General features: G+C 38.2%; 18 protein-coding genes. 5 read left to right on the top strand and 13 right to left on the bottom strand.

What is annotated here, in order from left to right; all coding sequences use genetic code 11:
• Positions 1-70: 70 nt before the first annotated feature.
• The 3 genes from rpoB (at position 71) to AC6H0V_RS10175 (ending at position 8,702) form a co-directional block, all read left to right on the top strand.
• A complete protein-coding gene (gene rpoB / locus AC6H0V_RS10185) occupies positions 71-3,877 on the top strand; it encodes a DNA-directed RNA polymerase subunit beta (protein ID WP_497560082.1) in 3,807 nt (1,268 codons plus the stop codon).
• Between the two features lie 86 nt (positions 3,878-3,963).
• The gene (gene rpoC / locus AC6H0V_RS10180; protein WP_497560081.1) at positions 3,964-8,256 is read left to right on the top strand and encodes a DNA-directed RNA polymerase subunit beta'; all 4,293 of its coding nucleotides are present in this window, start codon (positions 3,964-3,966) and stop codon (positions 8,254-8,256) included.
• 131 nt (positions 8,257-8,387) lie between these two features.
• Positions 8,388-8,702: a DUF3467 domain-containing protein gene (locus tag AC6H0V_RS10175; RefSeq protein WP_497560080.1), complete on the top strand. Its 315-nt coding sequence runs from the start codon at positions 8,388-8,390 to the stop codon at positions 8,700-8,702.
• An 11-nt stretch (positions 8,703-8,713) separates the two neighbouring features.
• Here AC6H0V_RS10175 and miaA read toward each other — a convergent pair whose 3' ends face one another.
• The 7 genes from miaA to AC6H0V_RS10140 all read right to left on the bottom strand — a co-directional run bounded on the left by miaA (position 8,714) and on the right by AC6H0V_RS10140 (position 15,636).
• On the bottom strand, positions 8,714-9,625 hold the full coding sequence (miaA, locus tag AC6H0V_RS10170; RefSeq protein WP_497560079.1) for a tRNA (adenosine(37)-N6)-dimethylallyltransferase MiaA: 912 nt from the start codon (positions 9,623-9,625) through the stop codon (positions 8,714-8,716).
• Positions 9,626-9,822: 197 nt separating this feature from the next.
• A complete protein-coding gene (locus AC6H0V_RS10165; RefSeq protein ID WP_497560078.1) occupies positions 9,823-10,467 on the bottom strand; it encodes an IS1096 element passenger TnpR family protein in 645 nt (214 codons plus the stop codon).
• 61 nt (positions 10,468-10,528) lie between these two features.
• Positions 10,529-11,935: a CCA tRNA nucleotidyltransferase gene (locus AC6H0V_RS10160; protein ID WP_497560077.1), complete on the bottom strand. Its 1,407-nt coding sequence runs from the start codon at positions 11,933-11,935 to the stop codon at positions 10,529-10,531.
• Positions 11,936-12,249: 314 nt separating this feature from the next.
• Positions 12,250-12,813, bottom strand: coding sequence for an L-threonylcarbamoyladenylate synthase (locus AC6H0V_RS10155; protein ID WP_497560076.1), 564 nt, complete (start codon positions 12,811-12,813; stop codon positions 12,250-12,252).
• A gap of 24 nt (positions 12,814-12,837) precedes the next feature.
• Positions 12,838-13,626, bottom strand: coding sequence for a DUF5672 family protein (locus AC6H0V_RS10150; protein ID WP_497560075.1), 789 nt, complete (start codon positions 13,624-13,626; stop codon positions 12,838-12,840).
• Positions 13,623-14,738, bottom strand: coding sequence for a glycosyltransferase family 4 protein (locus AC6H0V_RS10145; RefSeq protein ID WP_497560074.1), 1,116 nt, complete (start codon positions 14,736-14,738; stop codon positions 13,623-13,625). The genes AC6H0V_RS10150 and AC6H0V_RS10145 overlap by 4 nt, the downstream gene beginning before the upstream one ends.
• A 79-nt stretch (positions 14,739-14,817) precedes the next feature.
• Complete coding sequence (locus AC6H0V_RS10140; protein WP_497560073.1) at positions 14,818-15,636, bottom strand: 2,3,4,5-tetrahydropyridine-2,6-dicarboxylate N-succinyltransferase; 819 nt, start codon at positions 15,634-15,636, stop codon at positions 14,818-14,820.
• A 245-nt stretch (positions 15,637-15,881) separates the two neighbouring features.
• Here AC6H0V_RS10140 and AC6H0V_RS10135 point away from each other — a divergent pair, with 245 nt between their 5' ends.
• Positions 15,882-16,277: an RNA-binding S4 domain-containing protein gene (locus tag AC6H0V_RS10135; protein ID WP_497560072.1), complete on the top strand. Its 396-nt coding sequence runs from the start codon at positions 15,882-15,884 to the stop codon at positions 16,275-16,277.
• Between the two features lie 20 nt (positions 16,278-16,297).
• Here the strand turns inward: AC6H0V_RS10135 and AC6H0V_RS10130 are convergent, their stop codons facing one another.
• From AC6H0V_RS10130 to AC6H0V_RS10120, 3 genes are all read right to left on the bottom strand, one after another.
• Positions 16,298-17,032, bottom strand: a complete 735-nt coding sequence (locus AC6H0V_RS10130) for an EcsC family protein (RefSeq protein ID WP_497560071.1) — start codon at positions 17,030-17,032, stop codon at positions 16,298-16,300.
• Between the two features lie 61 nt (positions 17,033-17,093).
• Positions 17,094-17,573 (bottom strand): nucleoside deaminase, encoded by a 480-nt coding sequence (locus AC6H0V_RS10125; protein WP_497560070.1) that lies wholly within the window; start codon positions 17,571-17,573, stop codon positions 17,094-17,096.
• A 122-nt stretch (positions 17,574-17,695) separates the two neighbouring features.
• Positions 17,696-18,298: an OmpH/Skp family outer membrane protein gene (locus tag AC6H0V_RS10120; protein ID WP_497560069.1), complete on the bottom strand. Its 603-nt coding sequence runs from the start codon at positions 18,296-18,298 to the stop codon at positions 17,696-17,698.
• Between the two features lie 260 nt (positions 18,299-18,558).
• Between AC6H0V_RS10120 and gyrB the strand changes: the two genes are divergently transcribed.
• The gene (gyrB, locus tag AC6H0V_RS10115; RefSeq protein WP_497560068.1) at positions 18,559-20,517 is read left to right on the top strand and encodes a DNA topoisomerase (ATP-hydrolyzing) subunit B; all 1,959 of its coding nucleotides are present in this window, start codon (positions 18,559-18,561) and stop codon (positions 20,515-20,517) included.
• 115 nt (positions 20,518-20,632) lie between these two features.
• On the opposite strand, the gene AC6H0V_RS10110 is transcribed toward gyrB, so the two are convergent.
• The 3 genes from AC6H0V_RS10110 to AC6H0V_RS10100 form a co-directional block, all read right to left on the bottom strand.
• Positions 20,633-21,166: an SRPBCC family protein gene (locus AC6H0V_RS10110; RefSeq protein ID WP_497560067.1), complete on the bottom strand. Its 534-nt coding sequence runs from the start codon at positions 21,164-21,166 to the stop codon at positions 20,633-20,635.
• A 310-nt stretch (positions 21,167-21,476) separates the two neighbouring features.
• Positions 21,477-22,205, bottom strand: coding sequence for a peptidoglycan recognition protein family protein (locus tag AC6H0V_RS10105; protein ID WP_497560066.1), 729 nt, complete (start codon positions 22,203-22,205; stop codon positions 21,477-21,479).
• Positions 22,202-22,624 (bottom strand): retropepsin-like aspartic protease, encoded by a 423-nt coding sequence (locus tag AC6H0V_RS10100; protein ID WP_497560065.1) that lies wholly within the window; start codon positions 22,622-22,624, stop codon positions 22,202-22,204. The genes AC6H0V_RS10105 and AC6H0V_RS10100 overlap by 4 nt, the downstream gene beginning before the upstream one ends.
• Between the last annotated feature and the right edge of the window lie 17 nt (positions 22,625-22,641).

Below are 22,641 nucleotides of genomic sequence, written 5' to 3'. Positions count from 1 at the left end.
TTGGTTGATGATCTGTTTAAAGGCAAACCAAGCAAATAGTTTATTCTTAAACTAAATTAAATTTAGTCCCTTGGCAAATAAAGTCGTAGACCAAAGAGTAAATTTTGCACGTAGTAAGCATATCATAGATTATCCAGATTTTCTGGATGTGCAGTTGCAATCATTTAGAGAATTTTTTCAGATCGAAACCACTTCAGATAACCGTCATACCGAAGGTTTATTTAAAGTATTCGCTGAAAATTTCCCAATCACTGATTCAAGAAACATATTTGTTCTAGAATTTTTAGATTATTTTATTGACCCACCTCGTTATGACATTCCTGAATGTATAGATCGTGGGTTAACTTACAGTGTTCCATTAAAAGCAAAGCTGAAACTTTCTTGTAATGATGCAGAACACGAGGATTTTGAAACCATCATTCAAGATGTATACTTAGGAACCATACCTTATATGACTCCAAAAGGTACATTTGTGATCAACGGTGCAGAACGTGTAATTGTTTCTCAATTGCACAGGTCTCCAGGTGTATTCTTCGGCCAAAGCCGTCACACAAATGGAACCAAATTGTACTCTGCTCGTGTGATTCCTTTTAAAGGTTCTTGGATCGAATTTGCAACAGACGTTAATAACGTAATGTATGCCTATATCGACCGTAAGAAAAAATTCCCGGTAACCACCTTATTGCGTGCAATCGGTTACGATTCTGATAAAGATATCTTGGAACTGTTTGATCTTGCTGACGAAGTAAAGGTTAGCAAATCTGGGTTGAAGAAATTTATCGGCCGTAAACTGGCTGCCAGAGTTTTAAGAAAATGGGTTGAAGATTTTGTAGATGAAGATACAGGTGAAGTTGTTTCTATAGATCGTAACGAAGTTATCTTAGATAGGGATACCGTTCTAGAAGACGACCATATCGATATGATCATTGATGCTGGTGTGAAAACAATCATCCTTTCTAAAGATGATGGTGCATCGCAAGCTGATTATACCATTATATACAATACTTTACAAAAAGATACTTCAAACTCTGAAAAAGAGGCCGTTGAAAACATCTATCGCGCTTTGCGTAATGCAGAACCACCTGATGAAGAAACCGCAAGAGGTATTATCGAACGTTTGTTCTTCTCGGATAAACGTTACGACTTAGGAGATGTAGGTAGATACCGCATTAACCGTAAGTTAAAAATGGATACCCCTGATCATGTAAAAGTTTTAACGAAAGCTGATATTATCGCTATTGTTAAATACTTGATCAAATTGATCAACTCTAAAGAAGAAGTGGATGATATTGATCACTTGTCTAATCGTCGTGTACGTACAGTAGGTGAGCAATTATATGCGCAATTCGGTGTTGGTTTAGCCCGTATGGCTAGAACAATCCGTGAGCGTATGAATATCCGCGACAATGAGGTGTTTACACCAACAGATCTGATTAATGCCCGTACCTTATCGTCGGTTATTAACTCTTTCTTTGGTACCAACCAGTTGTCGCAGTTCATGGATCAAACCAATCCTTTGGCAGAGATCACACACAAACGCCGTTTATCGGCCCTAGGCCCAGGTGGTTTATCACGTGAGCGTGCAGGTTTCGAGGTTCGTGATGTTCACTACACCCACTATGGTCGTTTATGTACTATCGAGACACCTGAGGGACCAAACATCGGTTTGATTTCTTCACTTTGTGTACATGCTAAAATTAACAATTTAGGTTTCATCGAAACCCCTTATAAAATTGTTGAGAATGGTATCGTAGCCATGGATAAAGATGTTATCTATCTTTCTGCAGAAGATGAGGATGGTAAAACCATCGCTCAGGCAAATGCAGAGTACGATGATAAAGGTAACTTTACTACTCCTCGTGTTAAAGCACGTTACGAGGGTGACTTCCCGATTATTGAGCCTGAGAAATTAGACTTAATGGATATTGCTCCTAACCAGATTACATCAATCGCTGCATCTTTGATCCCTTTCTTAGAGCATGATGATGCGAACAGGGCATTGATGGGATCTAACATGCAACGTCAGGCTGTACCTTTGTTACGTCCCGAAGCTCCAATTGTTGGTACAGGTTTAGAAGGTCGCGTTGCTCGCGATTCAAGAACATTGATCAACGCAGAAGGTGATGGCGTAGTAGAATATGTTGATGCAAACGAAATTACCATCAAATATGTACGTAACGATGGAGATCGTTTAGTTTCATTTGAAGGTGATAGCAAAACTTACCAATTAATTAAGTTCAAAAAAACCAATCAAAATACCTGTATCAACTTAAAACCAATCGTTAAGAAAGGTCAAAAAGTGGTTAAAGGTCAGGTGCTTTGCGAAGGTTATGCAACTGAAAATGGTGAGTTGGCATTAGGAAGAAACCTAAAAGTGGCTTTCATGCCTTGGCAAGGATATAACTTTGAGGATGCGATCGTAATTAACGAACGTATTGTTAGAGAAGATATCTTTACCTCTTTGCATATCGAAGAATTTGAATTGGAAGTACGTGATACAAAACGTGGAGAAGAGGAATTAACACCAGATATCCCTAACGTTTCTGAAGAAGCTACTAAAGATTTGGACGAAAACGGTATCATCCGTATCGGTGCTGAAGTAAAAGAAGGCGATATCCTTATCGGTAAGATTACACCAAAAGGAGAGTCTGATCCTTCGCCAGAAGAGAAATTATTGCGTGCAATTTTCGGCGATAAAGCTGGTGATGTGAAAGATGCGTCATTAAAAACTCCACCTTCTATTAAAGGTGTGGTAATTGATACCAAATTATTCTCAAGAGCTAAGAAAACTACCAAAGCGGAAGAAAAATCAGCTATCGAGAAATTAGATAAAAGATATAATTTAGCTACAGAGAACCTTAAAAACGAATTGGTTGATAAGTTATTCACCATTGTAAACGGCAAAACATCTCAAGGTGTATTCAATGTTTACAAAGAATTATTGATCGCCAAAGGAGCTAAGTTTACACAGAAAATATTGGCAGACCTAGAGTATGCACATATTAACCCATACAAATGGACAACTGACGAGGACAAAAATGACCAGATCAAATTGTTATTGCATAACTATGGTATCCGTGTTAACGAAGAATTAGGTGCTTACAAACGCGATAAATTCGCAATTAGTGTTGGTGACGAGTTACCATCAGGGATTGTTCAAATGGCGAAAGTATATGTGGCCAAGAAACGTAAATTAAAAGTAGGGGATAAGATGGCTGGTCGTCACGGTAATAAGGGTATTGTTGCCCGTATCGTACGTGATGAAGATATGCCTTTCTTAGAAGATGGAACACCTGTTGATATTGTGTTGAACCCATTGGGTGTACCTTCACGTATGAACTTAGGTCAGATCTATGAAACTGTATTGGCATGGGCCGGAAAAGAATTGGGCGTTAAATTTGCAACTCCAATTTTTGATGGCGCTAGCTCTGATGAAGTAGAGGAATGGATTGCTAAGGCAGGAGTTCCGGCATCAGGCAGAACTTACTTACATAATGGTTTAACAGGCGAGAAATTTGATCAGCCAACTACAGTGGGTATTATTTATATGCTTAAACTGGGTCACATGGTTGATGATAAGATGCACGCCCGTTCTATCGGACCATACTCATTAATTACACAACAACCATTGGGCGGTAAAGCACAATTCGGTGGTCAGCGTTTTGGTGAGATGGAGGTTTGGGCATTAGAAGCATTTGGTGCTGCTAATATCCTTCAAGAAATATTAACCGTTAAATCGGATGATGTAATCGGAAGAGCCAAAACCTACGAAGCCATTGTTAAAGGCGAAAACCTACCAACTCCAGGTGTACCAGAATCATTTAATGTATTGGTACATGAGCTACGCGGTTTAGGTTTAGATATTACGTTAGACTAATAATGATGTAAAATGTAAGATGGAAAATGGCGTATATGTCCCTTCCATCTTCCATCTTACCTCTTACATTTTAACCTTAAAGAAGTATGTCTTACAAAAAGGATAATAAATTAAAAAGCAATTTCACCTCGATTACCATTAGCTTGGCATCGCCTGAGAATATCTTAGAGCGCTCGAGCGGTGAGGTGTTAAAACCTGAAACGATTAACTATCGTACCTATAAACCCGAACGTGATGGTTTATTCTGCGAGCGTATTTTCGGTCCGGTAAAAGATTACGAATGCCATTGCGGTAAATACAAACGTATCCGTTATAAAGGGATTGTTTGCGATCGCTGTGGTGTAGAGGTAACTGAGAAAAAAGTACGTAGAGAGCGCATGGGACACATTAACTTGGTGGTTCCGGTGGCGCACATCTGGTATTTCCGTTCATTACCAAACAAAATCGGTTACCTTTTAGGTTTACCTACCAAAAGATTAGATCTGATCATTTATTACGAACGTTATGTAGTAATCCAGTCTGGTTTAATGGCAGATCAAGGTATCAATTATATGGACTTCCTAACAGAAGAAGAATATTTAGATATCTTGGATAAATTACCTAAAGAAAACCAATATTTAGATGATAAAGACCCTAATAAATTCATCGCCAAAATGGGTGCTGAAGCATTAGAAGATTTATTGAAACGTATTGATTTAGATACTTTATCATACAATTTACGTCACCAAGCTGCGAATGAAACTTCTCAACAACGTAAAAACGAAGCATTAAAACGTCTTCAGGTTGTAGAAGCCTTCCGTGGTGCGAAAACACGTATCGAGAATAACCCTGAGTGGATGATCATCAAGATTGTTCCTGTTATTCCGCCAGAATTACGTCCGTTAGTGCCTTTAGAAGGTGGTCGTTTTGCAACTTCAGATCTGAACGATTTATATCGTCGTGTAATTATCCGTAACAACCGTTTAAAACGTTTGATCGAGATTAAAGCGCCAGAAGTTATTTTACGTAACGAAAAACGTATGTTACAGGAAGCTGTAGATTCGTTATTTGATAACTCACGTAAAGTAAACGCCGTTAAAACTGAAGGTAACCGTGCCCTAAAATCACTTTCAGATATTCTGAAAGGTAAACAAGGTCGTTTCCGTCAGAACTTACTAGGTAAACGTGTTGATTATTCAGCTCGTTCGGTAATTGTTGTAGGTCCAAACCTTAAATTACATGAATGCGGTTTACCTAAAGATATGGCTGCTGAGCTTTTCAAACCATTTATCATTCGCAAGATGATAGAAAGAGGAATTGTGAAAACGGTTAAATCTGCTAAGAAAATTGTAGATAGAAAAGATCCATTGGTATGGGATATCCTTGAAAACGTATTGAAAGGACACCCTGTATTGCTTAACCGTGCACCTACTTTGCACAGATTGGGTATCCAATCTTTCCAGCCTAAATTGGTTGAAGGTAAAGCAATCCAACTGCACCCCTTAGTATGTACCGCATTTAACGCGGATTTTGATGGTGACCAGATGGCGGTGCATTTACCGTTAGGTCATGCAGCAATATTGGAAGCTCAAGTGTTAATGCTTGCAGCCCACAACATTCTAAACCCTGCAAATGGTACTCCAATTACTGTTCCTTCTCAGGATATGGTTTTGGGCCTTTATTATATTACCAAAGGTCGTAGAACTGATGAAGGTCGTGTAGTTAAGGGACAAGATGCTTCATTCTATTCTCCAGAAGAGGTTATTATTGCTTACAACGAGAAGAAAATTGATTTGCATGCTTTTATTAAAGTAAAAGTTAATGTAAAACAAGAAGATGGAACTATTGTAAATAAATTAACCGATACTACTGTTGGTAGAGTATTGTTTAACCAAATGGTACCTGAAGAAGTAGGATATATCAATGAGCTATTAACCAAGAAATCTTTAAGAGATATTATCGGTGAAGTAGTAAAAATGACTGGTATGGCCCGTTCGGCAAGATTCTTGGATGATATCAAAGAATTGGGTTTCAGAATGGCTTTCCAAGGTGGATTATCGTTTAACTTACAGGATGTTAATATTCCTGTAGAGAAACATACGTTATTAGAGCAAGCTGCTGGTGAAGTTGAAGAGGTAAGAAACAACTATAACATGGGTTTCATTACCAACAACGAACGTTACAACCAAATTATCGATATCTGGACGCGTATCAACAACCGTTTAACCACGTTTGTAATGAACCAATTGTCTAGCGATAACCAAGGTTTCAACTCTGTTTACATGATGTTAGACTCTGGAGCCCGTGGTTCTAAAGAGCAAATCCGTCAGTTAGCAGGGATGCGTGGTTTGATGGCTAAGCCTCAAAAATCAGGTTCAGGTGGTGAGATTATCGAAAACCCGATTTTATCTAACTTTAAAGAAGGATTATCGGTATTAGAATACTTTATCTCAACCCACGGTGCTCGTAAAGGTTTAGCAGATACGGCGTTAAAAACAGCTGATGCGGGTTACTTAACCCGTCGTTTACATGACGTAGCACAAGATATGATCGTTAACGCGGTTGATTGTGGTACTTTAAGAGGAATGTACACTACTGCGTTAAAAGATAATGAAGATATTGTTGAACCATTATATGATAGAATTTTAGGTCGTATTTCCCTTCATGATGTATTTAATCCATTAGACGGCAAGTTATTAGTTGCTGCAGGTGATGATATAAATGAAGAAATTGCAAAAACGATCGAAGAATCTCCATTAGAAGGTATTGAAATTCGTTCGGTATTAACCTGCGAAAATAAGCGTGGTGTTTGTTCACTATGTTATGGTCGTAACTTAGCATCGGGTAAACGTGTTCAAAGAGGTGAGGCTGTGGGTGTAATTGCTGCACAGTCTATCGGAGAGCCGGGTACACAGTTAACCTTACGTACATTCCACGTGGGTGGTACTGCATCAAATATTGCTGCAGAATCTCAGATCAATGCTAAGTTTGACGGTGTTATCGAATTTGAAAATCTACGTACAGTAGAAACTAATACAGAAGATGGTAAAACTGAAATTGTATTGGGTCGTTCAGGCGAGTTTAAAATTACCGAACCAGGTACAGGAAAGATCATTGTAACCAACAATATCCCTTATGGGGCATTTTTATATGTTAAAGAAGGTGATAAAGTTGCTAAAGGTGATAAAATCTGTTCATGGGATCCATATAATGCGGTTATTATCTCAGAATTTGCAGGTAAAATCGAATTTGATGCCATCGTAGAAGGTGTTACTTTCCGTGAAGAATCAGATGAACAAACTGGTCACCGCGAAAAAGTAATTATCGATACACGTGATAAAACTAAAAACCCATCAATTAGAGTGGTTGATAAAAAAGGTGAGCTGATTAGAGGATATAACATCCCTGTTGGTGCCCACATTGCTATCGACGAGGGTGAAGCTGTACAAACTGGACAGATCTTAGTTAAAATACCTCGTGCTACAGGTAAGACCCGAGATATTACAGGTGGTTTACCACGTGTTACCGAGTTATTTGAAGCACGTAACCCGTCTAACCCTGCTGTAGTAACAGAGATTGATGGTGTGGTAACTTTAGGTGGTGTTAAACGTGGTAATCGCGAAATGACTATCGAATCTAAAGACGGAGAAGTTAAAAAATACCTTGTTCCATTGTCTAAACACATTTTGGTTCAGGATAACGACTTTGTGAAAGCTGGTATGCCATTATCAGATGGATCAATTTCTCCTGCTGATATTTTAGCAATCAAAGGTCCTGCGGCAGTACAAGAATATTTGGTAAACGGAATTCAAGAAGTTTATCGTTTGCAGGGTGTGAAAATTAATGATAAGCACTTTGAAGTTATTGTACACCAAATGATGCAGAAAGTTCATATCGAAGATCCAGGGGATACCCGTTTCCTAGAAAATGATTCTGTAGATCGTTGGGACTTTATGGTTGAGAACGACGAGATCTACGACAAAAAAGTAGTAGTAGAAGCAGGCGATTCGAATACGGTTAAACCTGGTCAGATTCTTTCATTGCGTAAATTAAGAGACGAAAATTCTCAGTTAAAACGTAAAGATTTAAAACAGATTGAAGTACGTGATGCACAACCTGCAACTGCGAGTTCAATTTTACAAGGGATTACCCGTGCTTCATTGGGAACTAAATCGTTTATCTCTGCAGCATCATTCCAGGAAACCACTAAAGTACTGAATGAAGCAGCAATTGCGGGTAAACGTGATAACATGTTAGGCTTAAAAGAAAACGTAATTGTTGGTCACTTGATCCCATCAGGTACTGGAGTTCGTGGATATGAGCGTATCATTGTAGGTTCACAAGAAGAATACGATAAATTATTAGCTTCAAAACAAGAAGAAGAAGAAGTTGAAGCATAATGATCAATAACAACTCCTTAAAAGGACTGTAAGGAATCCCCAGTGTTAAATCGCTGGGGATTTTTTTTAAACTGCTCATCGGATGACTCATCCGATGAGCTCCTTTTGGATTTTATTCCTATTTTTGTGTTATGGAAGAGCAACAGAACGAGAACCAACTCAATATAGAACTATCAGAAGAAATTGCTGAAGGTATTTTTTCTAACCTAGCTATCATCACACATTCTAATACCGAATTTGTTTTGGATTTTATCCGCATTATGCCAGGTGTGCCAAAGGCGAAAGTAAAGGCAAGAATTATTCTAACTCCAGAGCATGCAAAGCGATTATTAAATGCAATGCAAGATAATTTGGAGAAGTATGAAGCGATAAACGGTAGAATTAAAACCCAAGAAGAACCCCCAGGTTTCCCTATGAATTTTGGCGGACCTACGGCGCAAGCATAACTTACGAAGTTTTAAAACTTCGTAAGTTTGAGTTTATCAGTAAGATAATCAACTATCTCCTCAATCTGATCTGGTTCAAACCACGATGTGTTTTCATCCCTTCTAAACCAGGTGAGTTGACGTTTGGCAAATCGTCTTGTGTTTTGTTTTATCATCGCAACTGCAGAAGGAAGATCTGTTTTGCCATCTAAATAGTCAAACAATTCTGAGTACCCCACCGTATTTAGTGCGTTATATTCTCGATAAGCCCGAAGTTGGTTTACTTCATCCAACAGGCCTGCTTCCAACATTAAATCTACGCGCTCATTTATCCGATGGTATAGAACTTCGCGATCGGTATTGAGTCCGATTTTAATGATGTGAAAGGGCCTTTCTTTCGTACTAGCGGTTAAAAAAGAGCTTATTTTTTTCCCCGTAGAAAGTACAACCTCTAATCCTCTGATCATTCGTTGTGGATTTGAATTGTCTACTTTTGCATAATATTCTGCATCGAGTTCTTGCAATTGCGCTTTAATGGGTTCAATACCTTCTGTTTCAACTAACTTATTCAACTTGTCTCGAACAGCCAGATCAATTTCAGGAAGTTTATCTAATCCTTTACAAACGGCATCAATATATAAGCCAGATCCACCAACCATGATCAAGATGTCGTGTTTTTGAAAAAGCTCAGCTATTAATTGGAGAGCCTCAACTTCAAAATCACCAGTACTGAATAATGTTTTTACACTATGTGAATCGATAAAATGATGTGGTGCTGCAGCCAGTTCTTCTGTAGAGGGCTTAGCGGTACCAATATTCATTTCCTTGAAAAATTGACGGGAATCTGCCGAAATAATCTCGGTGTGAAAGTACTTAGCAAGCTCAATAGCCAAGGCGGTTTTGCCTATAGCCGTAGGCCCAACAATAACAATTAATGTTTTCAATATGATTTTAGGATTATCAGATTTTAAGACTCCTAGATTGTAAGTTACAAGATTATTTACCATTTAATCTGTGAAATCTTTAAATCTGTGTAATCAACCGCGAAGCGTAAGGCAGAGAATGCCCTTCAACAAGCTTAGGGTAATAATCTGGAGGTTCTACTACAGCTAAAGTTAATCTTAATCGGTGAAATCATTTCTTAATATTCTTCTTTTTCGCTACCAAAGTCTTCTTCGAAATCGTCGCTATCTGCAAATTCATCTTTTTCCTCTTCTTCTTCAGCTTCTTCATCCACTTCTTCGGCCATAATGCCCCTACCGCCCATCGCTTCTAATTCTTCGGTATCTTCTGGCACAAAATCCATTTCATTTAAGAAATCGAAATCTGTAGATACAGCATTACTGCTTACTGCAAATCCTCCAGCATTTTTATCGATAATTTTTGGTGCTTCTCCAGTACTTCTAACCAAAAACGGATATTCAATATTGGGATCGTTGTCTAAAATAATTTTGATCAGTTCTACATGAAAATCAAATGGACGTTCGAAATTATAGATGTAATAGAATTTTTGATGTGGATCTTCAATAAAGTTGCTCAATTTAGCCTTCTCCATTAAGGTTACCCCATTATTTACTTTTCGTTCGTTTGGCAAAAGCGCAATTTCGTCCCCTTTAATCCAGTTATCCGTGCTTACATAAAATGATGAAGATTTATCTGCTTGGTAACCTGTAGAGCGATGGATAGCCCGATGTAAGTCCTCAAAGGTCTGATTTGTTTTAATATCGATCTCTCTTACTACGTCGTCAAAATCTTCAAAAGAAATTTTAAATCTATAAATTGCCATTGCGCTTATACTGTTTCTATCTGTAAATTTAAGAAATAAATAATAATTTCGTTGGGTTTGATTAACTTCTAATGGGATTTAGACCTAATTCCTTAGCCTTTAAAAGCATAAAGTTAAAAGCCTCCTCATAATTGTTTTTAATTTCCCCTTCTAAAATTGCTTCTCTTATCATATTTTTTAATATCCCCACTTCTTTACCCGCTGTTATGCCAAAAGTTTCCATAATATCATTTCCCGAAATCGGAGGCTGCCAGTTTCTGAGCTGGTCTTTTTCTTCAACATCCTTTAACTTTTGCTTTACCAGCTCAAAGTTGTTTCGGTATTTTTTGATCTTATATTCATTTTTGGTAGTTACATCTGCATTGCAGAGCATCATTAGGCTATCAATTTCTTCGCCAGCTTCGAATAATAGTCTTCTAACTGCCGAATCCGTAACTTTTTCCTGAGCTAAAACAATTGGACGCAAATGAAGCTGTACTAATTTTTGCACAAATTTCATTTTTTCATTTAACGGTAATTTCAATTGGGCGAAGATCTGGGGAACCATTCTTGCTCCTTTATCTTCATGTCCATGGAAAGTCCAACCATGACCTTCCTCAAATCTTTTTGTGGGAGGTTTAGCAATGTCGTGCAAAATGGCGGCCCAACGCAACCAAAGATCATCGGTATGCTCACAAATATTATCTAAAACCTGTAAGGTATGATAAAAATTATCTTTGTGTCCTTTTCCTTTAATAATCTCCACGCCGTACAAAGCCGCCATTTGAGGAAATATCAAGTGAAGTAAACCCGTATCAAATAAATAGTTAAATCCAATTGACGGTGTTTTAGCTAAGATTATTTTATTTAATTCGTCTGTAATTCTTTCTTTAGAAACGATACTTATTCTCTGTTTCTGGTTTTTGATAGCTGTTATAGCACTTTCATGTATGGTAAAGTTTAGTTGGGCAGCAAAGCGGATAGCTCGCATCATGCGCAAGGGATCGTCTGAAAAGGTAACAACTGGATCTAAAGGTGTACGGATAGTTTTATCTTCTAAATCTCTTAGGCCATTAAAAGGGTCTATTAATTGCCCAAAATGTGGCGCATTAAGCGTAATAGCTAAGGCGTTGATGGTAAAATCCCTTCTTAGCTGATCATCTTCCAAGGTTCCATCCTCTACAATGGGTTTACGGGAGTTTGCGCGGTATGATTCTTTCCTAGCACCAACAAATTCAATTTCGAGATCGTTATATTTAAGCATGGCAGTGCCGAAATTCTTGAAAATAGCCACCTTAGTATTTAGGTGCCGACCAACTTTTTCGGCAAAATCTATCCCATTGCCAAGTACAACAATATCAATATCCTTTGAAATCCTTTCTAAAAATACATCGCGTACAAATCCACCGATTACATAAGCCTTTGTTTCGGTTTGATCGGCAATAGTTGCCAGAATTTTAAATATTGGATTTTGTAGGTGTTGTTGCATAAAATTAGATTGTCTCCAGCGCACAGATTCATTTATAGAAATCCTTCCATCATCAGGACAAAAACATGCGAAATTAGTAAAAACAATTGGGTTTCAGGTATAATGGTTGTAGGGAATGGGGAATAGAGATTAGGAATAGGAATAAGAAATAGGGAGTAGGGAATAAGGTGTGAGAAATAGGAACGGAAATATAGAATAGAAATTGCTCCCAATCTTTATTCCCAAAATACCTTACTTCTTACTCCTCATAATCTCGATACAGCCACTCTCCATCTCTTTCCCATTTCCTATTTCTAAAATGGGTCATACCTTGTTTATTTCCTTATAAACTCAAACTGCCCCGACGGACCTAATTTAATAATGGTTGATGGCTTTTTGGGATCGCGGCTTTCTTGCTCAAGATTAACCACATAATCAACTTTTCCTATAACTTCTTCATTTATTTCATCAAAAAACTTTGGTGTGGGTTGGCCGCTAATATTAGCTGAAGTAGATACAATTGGTTTACGGAATCGTTGTATAAGCTGCTCACAGAAATCGTGTTTAACCACACGAATACCAATTGTTCCATCGCTATTAATTACATTTTTCGCTAGATTTTTTGCTCCAGAAAAAACAATGGTTAAAGGATTCTCAGCATATTCGATAAGTTCGTAGGCCACATCCGGAATTTCGGTAACATAGCTTTGTAATTTATTGTCGGTATCCAACAGGATGATGAGGCTTTTATCAATTGCTCTGCCTTTAATCGCATTTACCTTAGCCACCGAAGCTTCATTTGTAGCATCGCATCCCAGTCCCCAAACAGTATCCGTAGGATAGAGGATTACCCCACCTTCTTTTAACACTTGTAACGCTTTTTCGATTTCGTTTCTCATATGCTTTGTAGATGATTCTTAGACTTACGAAGTCTTAAGACTTCGTAAGTCTGGAATAAATTTTCCCCAAAAATCAGGATTATGTTTCAATGGTGCATGGCAACCAAAAGGCAAATTTTGATTTAAATATTCAAAAGCAATTTCTGGATGGAACTCTACTGCAAACTTCAAGGCTTCTTGCCAATCCGGGATGTTAAAATCTATAATTTTAGGTGCTTCCAAAGACCAAAAAATATCTTCATTATATCCGTCACCCTCTAGGTTTAGGTATTTATTTAGCAAGGCTGGGTTAACTTTTTCGAGCACTTTTAATGCAGTGCTTATTTTTCTTAAAGATAAACCTCCGTTCCCTACTTTATTATGTCTGGTTCCATAAGTTTTATTCTTTTTATAGCTGAGCTTCAATTTTTGCCAAAATTCAAAAGATGCACTCCGATTTAACCTATCGGGCCTAAACCATGGAGCACCAATGTAATCGTAATCCTTTTCGCACCACTGGGTTAACTCGTCCTTAAACAAATAAACATCTGCCTGATGGGTGAGCAGATAATCGTATAAACCAAAGGCAGCATAAAATCCTTTGGCCAATAACAATTTGTTGTATCCATTTATACCTTCAAAATAATGTTTAGCAAAACGTTTAACTTCCAGTTGTTCCAATAAGCCATAGGTATGGTCTATTAACAATCCCTCTGGGGCAACAATAACCTGCTTAAATCCTTTGGTTTGCTGCAGTCCGTTTTCCATAAATGCAAGTTCAATGGGGCTAGGCTGTTGATAGAGCGGGAAAATAACTACACAGCTTTTCATCATGCCAGTGTTTTTAGATAACAATCCATTAATTGCTCTGTAACAATCCCAGTATTAAATTTTTGCACGTGTTGTAGTCCCTTTGTTTTCATTACATCCTGCAATTGCTTATTTGCTAATACTTTATTAACTGCATGGGCAAGATCTTCGCTACTATCGGGAGAAAAATACAGGCTATCTGGGCCTCCCGCTTCTTCCAAGCACGATCCTGTAGCCGCTATAACAGGTACATTTCCGTATAAAGCTTCGATAATTGGAATTCCAAAACCTTCGTAATAGGAAGGTAAAATAAAGGCTGTTGCCATTTGGTATACGGCGGGAAGAGTGCTGTAGGGAATGTTGTTAAAGAAAATCACCCTGTGCTGTAACCCATTTTTTTCTATTTCTTTTTTAACGAGGTCTAAATAACTGGTGGCCCTGCCAATAACCACCAACCGGTAGGAGGCGTCGATCTTTGGCAAAGCCTGGATCAATCTTACTAAATTCTTACGGGCTTCGATGGTGCCCACATATAGGAGATATTTTTTTGGCAGTTTGTACTGCTCCCGTACTTGTTCCTTTTCTGCTGTTGGTACTTCTTTTTTAAATGAATCATCGCAGCTTTGGTAAATCACATCGATTTTTGCGGGATCAGTTTGATAGAGCTCTACAATATCCTGCTTTGTCTTCTCGCTGATGGCAATAATTCTATCAGCGTTTTCGCAGGCATATCGACTTTTAAATTTATAGATGGTTCTGTCAATCCATTTATAATAGTTAGGCTCTTTTAGAAATATTAAATCGTGAATGGTTACGATACTTTTAATGCCTATTTTTTTTATTCCAAATGGGATTTCATGACTTAGTCCATGAAAAAGATCAATTTTATCATCGGCTAACTGATCTTTAATACCACTACTTCTCCAAAACAAACCTGATTTGTTTGGTAGAACTAATTTGACATTTTTCTTCGAAAAAAGAGCAAGATTAGCGGTATTTAGTTTAGCTTTTGGGGTATAAATTAAATATTGATTTTCAGGAAATTGAAGCGCCAAATGTTCAACCAACGATCGGCTATAGTTGCCTAATCCGGTTAAATTATTAGCTGCACGTTTACCATCGTATCCGATATTCATAAGGTGTTAAATGTTGTAATGTTGTAATGTTGGAAGGTTAGAACTTTATAACCTCCCAACTTTACAACCTTTAGCCTCTTTAAACAGCTACGTTATTTTCTCTCAATGCATCGTTAAGGGATGTCTTTTTGTCGGTAGATTCTTTCCTTTTACCGATAATTAATGCACAAGGTACTTGAAAATCCCCCGCTGGGAATTTTTTGGTATATGACCCAGGAATAACTACCGAGCGTGAGGGCACGATGCCTTTATATTCAACCGGAGTAGCACCAGTTACGTCGATGATCTTGGTTGATGCCGTTAATACCACATTTGCACCCAGAACCGCCTCTTTTTCTACACGTACACCTTCAACAACAATTGCCCTTGAACCTAAGAAACAATCGTCTTCGATAATTACTGGAGCAGCCTGGATCGGCTCTAATACGCCACCAATGCCCACACCACCACTTAAATGCACCCGTTTGCCGATTTGGGCACATGAGCCTACAGTAGCCCAAGTATCCACCATGGTACCTTCATCTACGTAGGCGCCAATGTTTACGTATGATGGCATCATAATAACACCTTTTGCCAAATAAGAACCATATCTGGCACTTGCCATTGGTACAACTCTTACACCGCTTGCTTTATAATCAGTTTTTAATGCCATTTTATCATGGTAAACGAAGGGCCCAACTTTGGTTTCTTTCATTTCGTTAATCGGAAAGTATAAAATAACCGCTTTTTTTACCCACTCATTTATACCCCATGTGTTTATTACAGGCTCTGCTACACGCAATTCGCCCTTATCTAATCTTGATATCACTTCTTCTATAGCTTCACAATATTCGGTATACTGAAGTAGTGATCTGTCGTCCCATGCGGCTTCCACTAACTTTTTTAAATCTGCAATCATTATATATTTTTAATTTTTTTACAAAATAAATCAATTTTATTTAAAATAGGGTTAATTGTTTGAATTGGTTGCAGATTTGGTTGACTGGTTAATCGGTTAAGTGTTTAGGCAAGCGTAATAAATGCAACTAGCCATATATAAAAGTTCAACAGTTAACCAGTTCAACAATTAACCAGTTTACCAATAAACGGTTACTGCCAAGGCATCCCTTTGTGACAGTTAACCAAATTAACTACTTTTGGCTTATGACAGAGAAAGAGAAATTACGGATTGATAAATACCTCTGGGCAATTAGACTCTTTAAAACCCGAAGCTTGGCTACTGATGCCTGTAAAGCCGGTAGGGTTAAATTAAATGGACAAAATCTTAAGCCTTCAGCCATTGTAAAAGTTGGCGAAGTGTACCAGGTTTCTAAAGGAATAGAAAAAAAGATAATTGAAGTGGTGGGGCTTTTATACAACAGGGTTGAAGCAAAGATAGCTGTTACCGCATACAAAGATCTTACCCCTGTTGAAGATACCCATGCTTATAAATCTGTATTTCATGCACCTAATCTTAAAAGAGACCGAGGCACTGGCAGACCGACCAAAAAAGATAGGCGCGAAACGGATGGCCTCATAGAAGGCATGTTCGATGAATAGCGTTATGCGATAAACGTGCCTTACGACAAACGCTCAGCGTTTAACATCCTCATTCTATACGCGTTCATCGCCGTCTTTCCTAATTTTTGAAGCAATTTATAGTTGGCCACAGCTCCAACTGCAGCGCCAACTACAGGAAGCAATTGAGCCATTTTTGCCAAATCAATGTAATCCCGATATTCTTGCTGAAACGTTTGCCAATCGAAACGATCAGCACTTTCCGGTAAAACAATTAATTTTTGGTCCCAATTCTGCATTTGATTGTATACATTCTGAGCTCCGATCTTGCTCGAAAATGCAAGCTGAAAAATATGAAGGATGTACAAACGTTCACGGTAATCTTTTACATCAAAGCCATACAATGCAGCAATTTCAAAAAGCAGTTTAATTTTTATACCAATTAGGATAGGAAAATCAGCCATGCTCATTAAAAACCCACCTGCCCCAGTTATTCCTCCCTCAGCAGCCCCTGTTTTGCTATAGCTTTCTATTTTTGATTTAACTAATGCTTCACGATGCATTAAGCTTATGTTTTCGTTAGGCATGGCCGATGTGGTGTATTTTGAACCAAATAAAACCAATTTTACCATCTGCTTAATGGTGGTTGTAATTGCCTTATGAACCTTTGTTGGAATATAACTATTGATTTTCTGTTGGACCTTTGAAGCCAGATTACCAAAGAGGGATGGTTTTTTCATGATATCCCTTTTCCAGAATTCTAATTCGTGTGTTACCTGTTCTTCGTATGTGGTCATTTGTTAAAATTTATTAGCTAATTAACTAATTGGTGTCCCGATAGCTATCGGGACTATCTAATTAATATTCCATTTTCATCGGTGATTCATCCCACAATCTAAAAGCCTGTAAGGCCTCATCTCTCAATAATTGCTTTATCGGCAATTGACGTTGATCCATCGGTTTGTCCAATTCGTCGTAGATAAATTTATCATCAAAGTTGATTTCGGCCGCATCTTTTTTAGTGTTACCGTAGTAAATGGTTTCAATTCTCGACCAGTAAATTGCTCCCAAACACATAGGGCAAGGTTCGCAACTGGTATAGATAATCGCGCCGCTTAAATCAAAAGTCTTTAATTTTTTACAGGCCAATCTAATTGTCGAAACTTCTGCATGTGCGGTTGGATCATTGGTTGTTGTTACTTTATTTGCACTTTTTGCAATGATCTTTCCATCTTTTACTATTACTGCGCCGAAAGGGCCGCCTAAATTTTGCAGCACATTTTGTTCCGACAAGCGGATGGCAATACGCATAAACTTTTCGTGTTGTTTGTTTTCCATATTTTTGGGCTAAGTCATCGGATGACTGTCAGTCATCCGATGACTAATAACAAAAAATGCCCCGATTGCTCGGAGCATATACACATATTCATCTGATGACAGTCAGTCATCGGATGAATAATCTATTTCTTTTCCTTAAAGTATAATTCGTTCAATCCCGTAATTACAGAGTTGGTTATGTCCAAGCTTTCATCAGCGAACAAGATGCTTGGGCTATCCTTAGAATAGGTTAAAACCATTTTATAGCCTTTTGTTTTGGCATATCCTTTTAGATAATCTGTAATTTTATTGCGAAGATTTTCATTTTCTTTAGCGCTTTCGTTTTGTAAAGCAGCTCCAGCATTTTGTTGATAAGCCTGTAATTCTTGCCCTTTGCGTTGCAATCTTTGTTCTGTTGCTGCTCGTTGGTCGGCAGGCATGGTATTAGCTTGTGCCTGATACTGTTGGTATTCTCTTTGAGCAGCTTGTTGTTTAGCAGCAAAATCGCTTTCAGCAGCTTTTTGTCTGGCTTCCATTTTTGCTTTAAGTGTTTTAAAGTATTCGTATTTGGTTAATAACGAATCGGAGTTTACAAAAACAATCTTCTCGTTTTCAGCTACGACGGCAGCTGGAGGTGTTGTTGCTGCTGCATCCGTTTTGCCGTCCTTATTTCCACAAGCAGCTAGTATCGAAACTAATGCTATTGCAGTTACGATACTGCTTACTTTTAATTTAGTTAATTTCATTTTGTTTAATTTGTGTTTAGCGCTAGGCGCAAGGCGATTATTTCTTCCTCTTTTTATTAGAATTTTAGCAAATATAAAAATCAAAACCGAGTATCCTAAATATAGGTGGATTTTATACTTAATCAGCATGTAATTTAAACGCTTAGCGCATGGCGCATAGCACTTAATCACTAGGATTTCAACACCTAATTAGTTATCCACAATATGCCTTATTAGCTAAAAAATGGTTATTTTTGATTCTTTAAGTATTAAACAAAATTATGAGCGAAGAAAAAGATCCAAAGTCAAATTATTCGGCCGATAACATACAGGTTTTAGAAGGTTTAGAAGCAGTTCGTAAGCGTCCTTCAATGTACATCGGAGATACTGGAGTTAAGGGATTGCACCATTTAGTATACGAGGTTGTAGACAACTCTATTGATGAGGCATTGGCTGGTCATGCAGATACCATTTTGGTAAACATTTTAGAAGGCAATTCAGTACGGGTTGAAGATAATGGTCGCGGTATCCCAACAGGTATCATGCAAAAGGAAAAAAAATCAGCATTGGAAATTGTAATGACGGTACTCCATGCTGGTGGTAAATTTGATAAAGACACGTATAAAGTTTCTGGTGGTTTGCACGGGGTAGGTGTGAGTTGCGTAAATGCATTGTCTACCCATTTAAAGGCAGAAGTACACCGCGAAGGAAAAATTTGGGAACAGGAATATAAAGAAGGTAAGCCCCAATATGATGTTAAAGTAGTAGGAGAAACCGAAAAACGCGGTACGGTAATCACTTTTACCCCTGATGCGAGCATCTTTACCCAAACCACAGAATATCGTTTTGATACCTTAGCCTCTCGTTTGCGTGAGCTCTCATTTTTAAATAAGGGCATCAGCTTAACCTTGGTTGACGAAAGAGAAGTAAATGAAGATGGTACTTTCTTAACCGAAGTATTTAAATCGGAAGGTGGTTTAAAAGAGTTTGTTCAGTTTCTTGATGGAACCCGTCCTTCATTAATTCCGGAGCCTATTTATGTAGAAGGGATTAAAAATGGAATTCCGGTTGAGTTAGCGATGCAGTACAATGATAGCTACTCAGAAAATGTACACTCTTACGTGAACAATATCAATACCCATGAAGGAGGTACGCACATAGCTGGTTTTAGACGTGGATTAACCCGCACGCTTAAAGCTTATGCTGAAAAGTCTGGTCTCTTAAAAAACGTAAAATTTGAAATCACAGGTGATGACTTTAGAGAAGGATTAACCGCCGTAATTTCTGTAAAAGTTCAGGAGCCTCAATTTGAAGGCCAAACAAAAACCAAGTTAGGGAACTCTGAGGTAATGGGTGCGGTTGACGTGGCCGTGGGCGAAGCATTAGGCATTTACTTGGAAGAATATCCAAAAGAAGCTAGGATGATCGTAAACAAGGTTATTTTAGCCGCTACGGCGAGGGCCGCCGCACGTAAAGCACGTGAGATGGTTCAACGTAAAAGTGTGATGGGCGGTTCAGGCCTTCCAGGTAAACTTGCAGATTGTTCGGATAGCGATCCTGAAAAATGCGAATTGTATCTGGTAGAGGGAGACTCGGCAGGGGGTACCGCTAAACAAGGACGCGATCGTAACTTCCAGGCCATTTTGCCATTGAAAGGAAAAATCCTGAACGTAGAAAAAGCCATGGAGCATAAAATCTACGAAAACGACGAGATTAAAAATATGTTTACTGCACTGGGAGTAAGTATTGGAACCCCAGATGACGATAAAGCATTAAATATCACCAAGCTTCGCTATCATAAAATTGTAATCATGACGGATGCTGATATTGACGGGTCGCACATTACCACGTTGATTTTAACTTTCTTTTTCCGTTACATGAAAAGCTTGATCGAGGCGGGTTATGTATATATTGCGGCACCTCCACTTTATTTGGTTAAAAAAGGAAAAGAGCAAGAATATTGCTGGAATGATCAACAACGTGATCTGGCCGTGCAACGCTTAAAAGGAGCTGGTAAAGAAGAGAGCGTTCATATCCAACGTTACAAAGGTTTAGGAGAGATGAATGCTGAGCAATTATGGGATACTACTTTGAATCCTGCCAACCGAACCTTATTAAAAGCAACCATAGAAAATGCAGCAGAATGCGATCATACTTTCTCTATGCTAATGGGCGATGAAGTTGCGCCACGTAGGGAATTTATCGAACGTAATGCAAAGTATGCGAAGATAGACGCTTAGTGGTCGATAGACCATAGTCTATAGTCCATTAGCATGGATACCAAGCATTCGCACATAAAAAAGCCCTTCAATCTGTTGAGGGGCTTTTTTAGTACGGTTGACTATGGACTATCGACTATTGTCCTTTTTCAGATTTTTCTTTCAGGTTTTTCAATCCAGCTTCAAAGTCTTTACCAATCATCCCGTCCATACAGAGCCCAAACCATTTGTTTAATGTGCCCTTATTGTCGCCACTCATTGTCCATGTTACTTTCTGACCTGTCCCTTCTGCCGCAACATCAAAACGGGTATCCGCTAAACTTTCGAAAGGCTTTATAAATTTAAGTTCAATATCTACCATTTTATTCATCCCAACACTTTTAATTTTCATGTAACCTTCGCCGGTTTCTTTGCCTACCCAGGTATATAGGTGTTCTGGTTGTGCAACCGGACCGCTAACTGTAATTTTGGCTGTTGGTTCCATTTTGGCCCAAGGATTCCATTTTGCGAATTCATTAAAATCAGCAATGTTTTTATAGATTACACTATCGGGGGCATTAATTACGGCACTTCTACTCACCGAATAGCTTTTAGGCAAGAATAACCCGCCTACAAAAAAGATAACCAGCAATATGCCGACAATCCATAGTAAAACTTTTAAGAATTTCATGTTTTTTTGTTTTGGTTCACTTAAAGGTAATCATATCTTTTTTTAAAATCAAAATTAGCAAGGTGAATAGAATTGCTATATGGCTTGATTGTTAAATTGCTGAATAACAGTGAGTATAGATATCTTTATTTTGAAAAGCAGGGACATTGGCTTTTGGGAAGGGATAGTCCCGCTTTCCATTACAATCTTTTTCAAAATCTATAATGTATTGAAAAGAATTTTCATTTCAATCGGGTTTAGAAAGCTTGGGACAGTGCTATTAACAAAAGTTGGAAAATCTTTCAAAACTAATTCCCCAATCCTAAAAATCCTAGTCTACTTTAGAGGGTGCCCCTCTCAATCCAGTGTCCTGAAGTTCTTCCCGTATATTCTTCATAAAAATCTTTCCGGGATCACTTTTGTCTGAATGGTAGTAGGGATTTGTTTCTCTCCAAAGAGCCGTATTTTTAAATAAAGTGTGCTCATAATGTCCAATCAGATATTGAATGGGATATTTTTTGCTTAAGTATCGGATCAATTTTTCGTTGGCAAGAAGCTGCTCTTTTGTTAACGGAAAATCGATGCTTCCCACATTTTCGATACCGATGGCACAATAATTTAGGCCGATTACGTGTCTAGCAAAAGCCGTATCTGGTAGGAGCTGATAAATTGTACCATCTCTATCCACCAAATAGTGCGACGAAACATTTAAGCTACTTGCACCTGCTATGGCTTTTCTGTCGCTTGGCAAAATAGATTTATTAAATGCATTGTAGGTTCCCATTAAGTTTCGAGAGGCAGTCCAGTGCAGCACAATCATGGTTGGTGTTATTGTTGCCGTTTTTTGGACCAGGTCATGGCGCCTTTTTAAATAGTCGATAGAAAGTTTGGTACGTGTAGCATCAAAAATGATAGGTTTTTCTATAATCTTAATTCGTTGGGCAAGGGCCGAAGAAGAGCCAAGCAGGAATATTAACAATAGCGCAGGCCGAAAGGCATTGGTGGGTCTAAGCCAACAATTTAGCAATAAAACAATCCAACAATTTAACCTTATTTTCATTTATAAAACCTCATCACTCTCTGTTTGTAATCAATTTTGGATTGAAATTTCATAAAGATATCTCCGCCAATTATAGCAGCAATGTTGGGATGTCCTAGTTGTAGATAGGTATCATTTACACTCTGTAGATCCAAACCCACAGCATTGTAGTTTTTTAAGGTAAGTTTGCCGATTTTAAGTTTTGGGATTATTCCTTCCAACGTGGTCGAACTACTAAAAATAGTTGCGGCCTGGGTTTCTTCGTGCAAGGAAAGATCAGTAATGTGCTTTTCCATCAGACTTTTATCAAAAACAGATCTGGAAGCACCGGTATCTACCACTGCATATAATTTTTCTCCAAAAACAACGATTTCCACCAAAAGATGGAAACCGTCGTCTTGTAGACTAATTAAGATTAAAGGAACAGTAATAGTTCGCATTTTATTTTTTAGAAGCT

The organism is Pedobacter sp. NO84, from assembly GCF_059703915.1.
The sequence above is the reverse complement of the archived record's forward strand: the minus strand, read 5'-3'. Positions and strand labels throughout refer to the sequence as shown.

Bases quoted from the DNA above. Each gene is read 5' to 3' on its own strand.
- AC6H0V_RS10105 (WP_497560066.1), bottom strand. From the start codon at position 22,205: ATGAAAATAAGGTTAAATTGTTGGATTGTTTTATTGCTAAATTGTTGG.
- AC6H0V_RS10130 (WP_497560071.1), bottom strand. From the start codon at position 17,032: ATGACCACATACGAAGAACAGGTAACACACGAATTAGAATTCTGGAAA.
- AC6H0V_RS10100 (WP_497560065.1), bottom strand. From the start codon at position 22,624: ATGCGAACTATTACTGTTCCTTTAATCTTAATTAGTCTACAAGACGAC.
- AC6H0V_RS10120 (WP_497560069.1), bottom strand. From the start codon at position 18,298: ATGAAATTAACTAAATTAAAAGTAAGCAGTATCGTAACTGCAATAGCA.
- gyrB (WP_497560068.1), top strand. From the start codon at position 18,559: ATGAGCGAAGAAAAAGATCCAAAGTCAAATTATTCGGCCGATAACATA.
- AC6H0V_RS10150 (WP_497560075.1), bottom strand. From the start codon at position 13,626: ATGATGAAAAGCTGTGTAGTTATTTTCCCGCTCTATCAACAGCCTAGC.
- AC6H0V_RS10125 (WP_497560070.1), bottom strand. From the start codon at position 17,573: ATGGAAAACAAACAACACGAAAAGTTTATGCGTATTGCCATCCGCTTG.
- AC6H0V_RS10135 (WP_497560072.1), top strand. From the start codon at position 15,882: ATGACAGAGAAAGAGAAATTACGGATTGATAAATACCTCTGGGCAATT.
- AC6H0V_RS10165 (WP_497560078.1), bottom strand. From the start codon at position 10,467: ATGGCAATTTATAGATTTAAAATTTCTTTTGAAGATTTTGACGACGTA.
- AC6H0V_RS10145 (WP_497560074.1), bottom strand. From the start codon at position 14,738: ATGAATATCGGATACGATGGTAAACGTGCAGCTAATAATTTAACCGGA.
- rpoC (WP_497560081.1), top strand. From the start codon at position 3,964: ATGTCTTACAAAAAGGATAATAAATTAAAAAGCAATTTCACCTCGATT.
- AC6H0V_RS10175 (WP_497560080.1), top strand. From the start codon at position 8,388: ATGGAAGAGCAACAGAACGAGAACCAACTCAATATAGAACTATCAGAA.
- AC6H0V_RS10110 (WP_497560067.1), bottom strand. From the start codon at position 21,166: ATGAAATTCTTAAAAGTTTTACTATGGATTGTCGGCATATTGCTGGTT.
- AC6H0V_RS10160 (WP_497560077.1), bottom strand. From the start codon at position 11,935: ATGCAACAACACCTACAAAATCCAATATTTAAAATTCTGGCAACTATT.
- AC6H0V_RS10140 (WP_497560073.1), bottom strand. From the start codon at position 15,636: ATGATTGCAGATTTAAAAAAGTTAGTGGAAGCCGCATGGGACGACAGA.
- AC6H0V_RS10155 (WP_497560076.1), bottom strand. From the start codon at position 12,813: ATGAGAAACGAAATCGAAAAAGCGTTACAAGTGTTAAAAGAAGGTGGG.